Source organism: Dictyobacter arantiisoli (assembly GCF_008326305.1).
Classification (GTDB): domain Bacteria; phylum Chloroflexota; class Ktedonobacteria; order Ktedonobacterales; family Ktedonobacteraceae; genus Dictyobacter; species Dictyobacter arantiisoli.
Genome location: NZ_BIXY01000147.1, coordinates 1 through 7,598 on the forward strand (window position 1 = coordinate 1; position 7,598 = coordinate 7,598).

Genomic DNA, 7,598 nt, shown 5'->3' on the forward strand with positions numbered 1-7,598 from the left:
CATCACCCTCCTTTTCGTGGTAGTATATCGCAGAAAGACAGGCTCCTTCTCACCCACCTCTGCAGATACGATGAGGGAAAACAGGGCCGGGTCTCGATGACGGAAAACCATACAGGCAGGGAGCTCTTGCTTCACCCCCATTTGTTGGAGTAGGTGCTGATGGGATCTGAGCCTACGGGTGCGTGTATCGTACGAGGAAGAGGAAAGCGCACCTCGGCTGCGGCCCTGGCACGCACCTACCCTTCTCCATCATCATTGCAGGTATGTGAACCATATTGGGGCACCCTCGAAATCAATCAAGCGGCTGGTCGTAGCATCCAATCGGACCGCCAAAGACTTCTGTAAGAATCTGCTCAGCTCGATGAGCCGCCGCTATCGAAAGATCATCCATGAAATATCCTTTCTGCCCAGTACTGTACACTGCATTATAGCGCCAACAGTGAGCAGAAAGTCAAGCCTGAACAATGCGATTTCAGCCTTTACTCAAACGGCTGATCCCAGCGTTCGCGATGGGCGATCTCTGCCAGAGGCTTGCGCTTCTTGGCACCCTTGCCAATATTTGCCACGGGATAACCAAAGGGCAGGATCGCCAGCACCTCGATATCGTCGGGAATGCCGAGCAGCGGATGAATCTGGGTCAGATTGTCAAAGCCGACCCAGTTGGAGCCGATGCCCTCTTCCCACGCCGTCAGGACCATGGATTGAATGGCGCGGCTGGCATCAGCAATGCCATAGGGGCTCTTTTCCAGGCCCACCACAATCGCTAGAGGAGCCTGAGCGATGTAAGGACCTGTACGGGCAAGCGGAGCCAGTTGACGCAAGGTATCCTTATTCTGGATCACGAGAAAATGCCACGGCTGACCATTCATACTACTGGCGCTCACATGCCCCGCCTCAACGATGCGATGCACAATAGCATCCGGGATCGGCTTATCCTGAAACTGGCGGACCGCCAGCACAGTACGAACAGCATCAAATACTTCCATCGTATCCTCTTTCTTAGACTCACTAACGCACCGCTGCCGCAAACACACACAATGATCCTTATAGTTAGCACCTTCAAGCGCCATATGCAGCGATGCCAATTCACTACCCCCAATAGCATACCACTTTTTCAATGCTTTTCAAGCACAAAATTACTTCTCACCGTAATATATATCAGATAGATAAGAAATACATATTATGCTATTCCAATGCAGAGATTAGAAATATCTCATGGGATATGTAGAAGCAAGTCAACAACACCCTGCATCTATGCAGAGATGACCTGTAGTGTATGCTCAGCAACACGCCAGGGCCAGGTCCAGCAATATTGATGGGCAATATGTTCGCATGCCTCATAACCCATATTTGCCGCCGCCACGAGGCTTTGTTTGAGAGATGCTGCTCCTGATGCGGGGATACAGGCATCGAGTTGTTGGAGTCGCTCTGGTGAGAGCATCTGCTCAATCCTCCAGGCTGCCGAGGTACTGCGCCACTCATCCAGCGCATTCGCCTCAAGACGCAGCAGCGCCAGCAAATTCTGCATCACTTCGCCATGAAAGGTCTGGCGTGCAAGCCATACCTGATCGCGCTTCCACTTGCTAAACATATAGAGCACATAGTACCAGAAATCGCCAGCGACCTGCTCAAACATGGAAGCGATATCTTCTGAAGGCAAGCGCAACGAACGCCCCACAATCTGTTGAACCGTTTCCGTTAAACGCCCACCGCTTCCCTCATAACAGATCATCGCCGCACTGTCAGATGGGCTATTCGGCCACGTCAGGATCTGCCCGATTTCTGCTTCAGGATAAAAGTTGAAGTCGACCCGCAGTGGAACAGGCTGTGCAGCATAAACCGTCCAGGGATGCCCGATACCTCCGCGATAGGCCAGTAAGAGTTCGCCAAACTGTGCCGCCCACTCCTTCCAGGCACGATTAAATGCCTCAAAATCCGCATCACGCACAAAGAGCGCCACATCGATATCCGACCACTCATCAGCCCGTCGATAGCTGCTAGAACCATAATCCACCAGTCCAACAATACGTTGATCCGTTCGCGCCACATCAACCAAACGCTGCAGCATCAAGCCACGTGTCACATATTCTGACATACGCACTAACCCTTTATAGACACCAAATAATTGAGCAAAAATTCATGCTACACTATTGGAATTACGCTCAGCATGTGAGGAGGTTGGATCTCACTTCTAGAGGAAAAAAGAGAACACAAATCTCATCCATATATTTGCAGCTTTTTGATAACTCGAACGACTTACTTATGAAGAGCTTAAAATATGCTTCCGTCGAGGGAGGAAATAAAATACGTGCTAGATTCTATCGAGTATGCACAGATTATACAAAAACTCTATACCCTTTATGCGACTGATCTTTTCACCTATTTGCGCTTATACAATACAGCACGCGAGGACGCTGAGGATCTCTTACTAGAAGTGTTTGTTGCTGCTCTGGAAAAAAAGGACTTCACGATTCTGAGTGAACAGCAGCAACGTGCCTGGTTGTTTCGGGTGGCCCGCAACAAGACCATTGATCGCTATCGCCATCAGGCTCGATGGCACTATGTGGCCCTGGATCAGGTCATGGAAGATCTTTTTGAGGATGACTCCCTCACTCCTGAACAGCGTGCCTTACGGCAAGAAGAGTTCGCCCAATTGAGAAGTACAGTCCAGCAGTTATCTGACCAACAACAGGAGGTACTGCATCTACGCTTTACCAATGAACTGCGTTGTGCCGATATCGCCATCATTCTGGGACTGCGTGAAAGCTCCGTTCGCGCACTCCTCTCACGCACACTCAAGCACTTGCGAGCCATTTATAAGGAGGGAACAAACCTATGACAGATCATCATGAGGAGTTTGCAGCAGGCACAATCGAAGAACAGCTTGACACACTCTTTCAAGTAGATGATACTGGAGCATCTTCCTTTCCTCAATCCGACAAGCGGCTCGTCCAGGATTTACACGCCTTATCCACATATACGCCTGACAGGCAAGCAGATCAGGCCTCAATTGATCGCGTGCTGCAACGACTACAACAGCGCCATGCTGCCAGTGCAGAGCAATCGGCAGACGCATCTAACATGCTCCCAATCCAACCTCACATCAAAAAACAAAACGATCAGAAAAGGATTATTCCTATGCAAAGAGCGTCCACTCCAAGGGTCAGAAGGCCCTGGCTTGAAGCCTTAGTAGCCATACTCATCATTGGGCTCTTCATCGGCCTGCTGGTGGTTTTCTTAAATATTTACCCTCATATGACTGGATCGCATCCAGAGATCATTCCAACGGCAGTCCCTACCCACAGTGCTATCCAGCAGCAGAGAACCCCAACAGTAACATCACCCTCAAAAACAGCTACCCCTGTATCAGCACAACTACCTGCCACGCAGACCAGTTGTCCCACCAGCGGGACAGCCCGCGCTGCTATCATGACCCCGCTTACAGCAACTAGCCATCGCGGCATCCTTTACCGTGAACAATCAGCCACAGCTACAGACACAGGGCAAATAAAACGCTATGATGTCACCACCGGCATCACAACAACCATTTTTACAGCCAATCCATCATCCGGGGTACTGGACATCGGCCCGGCATTAACGTCGGCTGAGGGACAATGGGTCGTATTCATGGCAATACAAGATGGCAATTATAGGCTTTACCTGATGCGATCCGATGGTCAAGAATTACAAACACTCTATTGTACTTCCGATCCATCTGTTGGCGTTGCATCCTGGTCCCCCAATCAGCACTATCTTATCCTTCAAACCACAGCAAAATATCATGTTGCAGCACATTTAACCTCAATCGATCTGACCAACGGCAACGTGCGAGAGATCCTGGAGGCTCCAAACGCAAAGGATGTTTCAGCTTTGCAAGTGATTGGTTGGGTCGGCAATACTGGTATCTATGTGCGTTACGCATGGAATTCAGGGGGTGTTACCTGTAACAACTATAGCCTGGCTCTCTTGAACGATGTGAGCAAAGATGTCAGTCAGCAAGGAAGTAACCTCCAGAGTATCCCACTCACCACGGATGCCCAATTACAGGTGCCATGGAAAACAGATACCCACTGTCATGATTTTTCGGTAAGCCCGGATGGCAGTCAGCTATTGTTTGATAACTATATGACGCCAGTTCCCACAAACGGAATGCAAGTGCCAGTTATCCCAACTGGGCCGAGTAACCTCAGCCTGCGCCCCATAGCAGGTGGAGATGAACAAATCTTCAATGATGCGCCAACCCATAATATTACCAGCGCTGGCTTTATTACAAATACCATGGTCTGGTTCGTCATTCAAAATCCTGCTCCGAACACTGACAAAAATGGCCTCTGGACAATGAATACAGATGGTACAAACTTAGTACATATAATAACAGAGCAAGCAGCCAATAATGTATCCTATGTTCCACAGCCATTTAGCCAGGATGGGCAAGAATTTACTCTGGACACAGATAACAAGCAGCAGCAAACGCTTGCATTTGGATCAACCAATGGAGGAACGATCACAACTTTTGCCACAACCCAGAGTCCCGAAATGTTCGTACTGATCGGCTGGGTTCAATTCTAATCCTGTTCAGAACAGAGACAATCGCCATGGATGTCAGGTTTCTCAGAGGAAAACCTGACATCCATGGTGTTACAGTTTTATCTGAACAACAAAAAAAGATGAACATGCTACAATGACAATGAAATCAAGTACAAGGTTAAGGTTACCATTAGATAGAACAGGAGACAGCGAAATATGAGTACTTCAGAGAAGATTGATGGGCTACCGACAGCCGAGGGGATCGTGAGCAGGCGCAGTCCACATTCGATACAGAAGACGTTAGAGCTGTTCAAGCAGAGCATACCGGGACATAGTTTGACGCTCTTTGCACATATCGATCATAGCGCAGAGGCCAGACGCGCCGGCCTGGAGATGCGCGAAACCCACGTCCTGATCTTCGGCAGTCCCAAAGCAGGCACACCATTAATGATCACCTCTCCGCTAATCGCCCTTGACCTGCCCCTCAAGCTCCTGATCTGGCAGGACGAACACGATCAAGTCTGGGTGAGTTCCACTAATCCCACCTATCTCAGCGCCCGCTACGCCATTCCTCAGAACCTCATCAAAAACATCGCAGGCGCAGATGCCCTGATCGAACAAACGATCCAGCATTAAGGTACCGAAAAACGCTGATACGTCAGCAATATTCGCATTTACGATGTTTAATGCAGGAGTTTTATGGCAAATATAACGTATTATACGGGAGATATCTTCACATCCAGGGCACAGGTGATTGTGAATCCGGTCAATTGTCGGGGCCATATGGGCAAGGGGTTGGCTCTGGCATTCAAACAAAGATTTCCAGAGATGTTCACGTCTTATCAACAGGATTGTCAGGAGGGGAAATTGCGTATCGGTCAGCCAACTCTGTATACGGTCAGCACACCCTGGATACTCAATTTCCCCACGAAAGATCATTGGCGCGGCGACTCCAAAATCGCCTATCTTGAGCAAGGTCTTCAATATTTTGTCGCCTATTACAAAGAGCTTGAGATCACAAGCATTGCCTTTCCCCGGTTGGGGGCAGGATTGGGGGCAGGCTGTCATGGAGCGCCGTGGGGCCGCTGATGGCCGAGATACTCGGCCAGATCGATATCGCTGTGGATATCTATATCACCGAAGAAGATCGAGAATATTTCCCGACCCAATCCTGATCGCTTGCTTCATTGATGATGATCTCTTCCCGCTAGCATTATGGGCGGGTTGGTTGCAGGTCCTTCACGCTTTCGGGGATGGCTATCGGAGATTGACGCTCGCTTCCACGGACGAAGAAGATGGTTACCAGCACGGCAAGTGCGTCAAAGATGGCACAGGCGATGATGGCCGCCACAAAGCCTCCTGTCAATGCGCTTCTGGCCTCCCTACCACTTTGCATCAGTCCAGCCGTCTGCGCAGCGGCTATGGCGGTGGCAATCGCCAGGATCAGGCCGGAGCCGACCTGCATGGTGGTATTGAAGAGACCCATCGTCGCTGACGCCGGTTGTGGCGACGATGACGACGGTCGCAAAGGCGATACCCATGCCCAATCCAACTACGAGCATGCCCGGCAGCAGCGTGCCGACATAACTACCGGTCGCGGATAGTCCCAGAAAGAGGAGTAGTCCGATGATCGTCAGAATAAGTCCTATCAGCAGCAGTGGTTTGGCCCCAACACGCGTGATAAGCCGTGAGGAGGCGTTCGAGAAGATCAGGATCACACAGGCCAGCGGCAAAAAGGCCAGTCCGGTCTGGATGGCTGAATAGCCAAGCACTTTCTGCATATACAGGGTCAGGATGAAAACAAGGGCACCAAACACGCCGGGCGCAATAAAGTTGACCAGATTGGCTCCGGTGACGGTTGGCAGTCGAAACAGGCTCAGGCGGATCAAAGGAGAACTTGAGTGTGCCTCAAGCAGGACAAATGTGACCAGCAAGATCACTGCCGCCAGCAGCAATCCCAGCGTGGACAACGAGGTCCAGCCCAGATCATTGCCGCGTGCCAGCGCATAGACCAGGATCACCAATCCCGCAGTAACAAGGACCGCCCCCAGCACATCCAGACGCCGCTGCTCAGAATGCACACGGCTCTCAGCCAGCAACAAAGGTCCCAGAATCAAAGCAATCAATCCCAACGGCACATTCACAAACATCACCCAGCGCCAGCCCGGACCGGCAGTGAGAAGACCACCGAGAATGGCTCCAATGGCAAAGCCAAGCGAGGCCATCGCTCCCATCAAGCCAAAGGCCTTATTGCGCTCCGGCCCTTCCGCGAAGTTTGTCGTAATCAACGAGAGCGAGGTTGGAGCAATCAACGCAGCCCCAAGTCCTTGCACGGCACGTGAAACAATCAACCAGACACCAGAAATAGCCAGCCCCCCGGCAAACGAAGCCAGCGAGAACAGAAATAATCCGATCATAAACAGCTTACGCCGGCCATAGAGATCTCCCATCCGACCACCCAGCATCAGAAAACCACCAAAGGTCAGCGAATACGCACTCACAATCCATTGTAGATTCTGGGTGGAGAGCCCTAAATCCTTTTGTACCGACGGCAAGGCGATATTCACAATTGAAAAATCGAGCACCACCATAATCTGGGCCAGACATAAAAGCACCAGAATAAATGCTTCACGACGCTTATCCGTAACACCAACAGCCATTAAGCCTCCAATAATTCCATAGCCTCAGAGCTTCTATATTCATACATCTCTCTACATTTAGTAAGCAAAGAGCGCCTCAATTTATTCCATCCTAACAAACAACCTGCTTTTATAGAGCAACTTCACAGTATCTATCCATTAAATAAGGAGAATTCACCACAATTTGGTCCGTGCCCCTGACACTCCCTGAACGGAGGACGTGGGCACGAAGCGCAGTGCAGGCCCGTGCTCCGTCCATCGTACGAACATCTCTCTCCAAGGCTCTGGAATATCCCCAAGCACGATGTTGGTTCCACCCAAAACCCTGGGTCGAGAAAAAAGAGAGTTTCCAGTTGTGGTAGGATATAAAAAACCCATCCAACCCACAGAAAGGAAACTCTTATGCATATTCAAGTATCGCTCACGGTCGAC

The 7,598-nt window shown here is 50.4% G+C and carries 8 protein-coding genes; 4 read left to right on the forward strand and 4 right to left on the reverse strand.

Features of this window, described 5'->3' with window-relative positions; genetic code table 11:
* Positions 1–479: 479 nt before the first annotated feature.
* Both F1593_RS26645 and F1593_RS26650 read right to left on the reverse strand, forming a co-directional pair.
* Positions 480–986 (reverse strand): nitroreductase family protein, encoded by a 507-nt coding sequence (locus F1593_RS26645; protein ID WP_149404592.1) that lies wholly within the window; start codon positions 984–986, stop codon positions 480–482.
* 266 nt (positions 987–1,252) lie between these two features.
* Entirely contained in the window at positions 1,253–2,095 is an 843-nt protein-coding gene (locus tag F1593_RS26650; RefSeq protein WP_149404593.1) for an aminoglycoside 6-adenylyltransferase, read from the reverse strand.
* Between the two features lie 213 nt (positions 2,096–2,308).
* Here F1593_RS26650 and F1593_RS26655 point away from each other — a divergent pair, with 213 nt between their 5' ends.
* The 4 genes from F1593_RS26655 to F1593_RS26670 all read left to right on the forward strand — a co-directional run bounded on the left by F1593_RS26655 (position 2,309) and on the right by F1593_RS26670 (position 5,616).
* Positions 2,309–2,839, forward strand: coding sequence for an RNA polymerase sigma factor (locus F1593_RS26655; protein ID WP_235932721.1), 531 nt, complete (start codon positions 2,309–2,311; stop codon positions 2,837–2,839).
* Entirely contained in the window at positions 2,836–4,569 is a 1,734-nt protein-coding gene (locus F1593_RS26660) for a TolB-like translocation protein (RefSeq protein WP_149404595.1), read from the forward strand. Before F1593_RS26655 ends, F1593_RS26660 begins: the two co-directional genes overlap by 4 nt.
* Positions 4,570–4,743: 174 nt before the next feature.
* Positions 4,744–5,163 carry a DUF302 domain-containing protein gene (locus F1593_RS26665; RefSeq protein WP_216369002.1) on the forward strand — a complete coding sequence of 140 codons (420 nt, stop codon included), beginning with the start codon at positions 4,744–4,746 and terminating at the stop codon, positions 5,161–5,163.
* Between the two features lie 63 nt (positions 5,164–5,226).
* Positions 5,227–5,616 (forward strand): macro domain-containing protein, encoded by a 390-nt coding sequence (locus F1593_RS26670; RefSeq protein ID WP_149404596.1) that lies wholly within the window; start codon positions 5,227–5,229, stop codon positions 5,614–5,616.
* Positions 5,617–5,740: 124 nt separating this feature from the next.
* On the opposite strand, the gene F1593_RS28740 is transcribed toward F1593_RS26670, so the two are convergent.
* Positions 5,741–5,893 (reverse strand): hypothetical protein, encoded by a 153-nt coding sequence (locus tag F1593_RS28740; RefSeq protein ID WP_172632480.1) that lies wholly within the window; start codon positions 5,891–5,893, stop codon positions 5,741–5,743.
* A gap of 16 nt (positions 5,894–5,909) precedes the next feature.
* A complete protein-coding gene (locus F1593_RS26680) occupies positions 5,910–7,187 on the reverse strand; it encodes an MFS transporter (RefSeq protein WP_149404598.1) in 1,278 nt (425 codons plus the stop codon).
* Positions 7,188–7,598 lie beyond the last annotated feature (411 nt).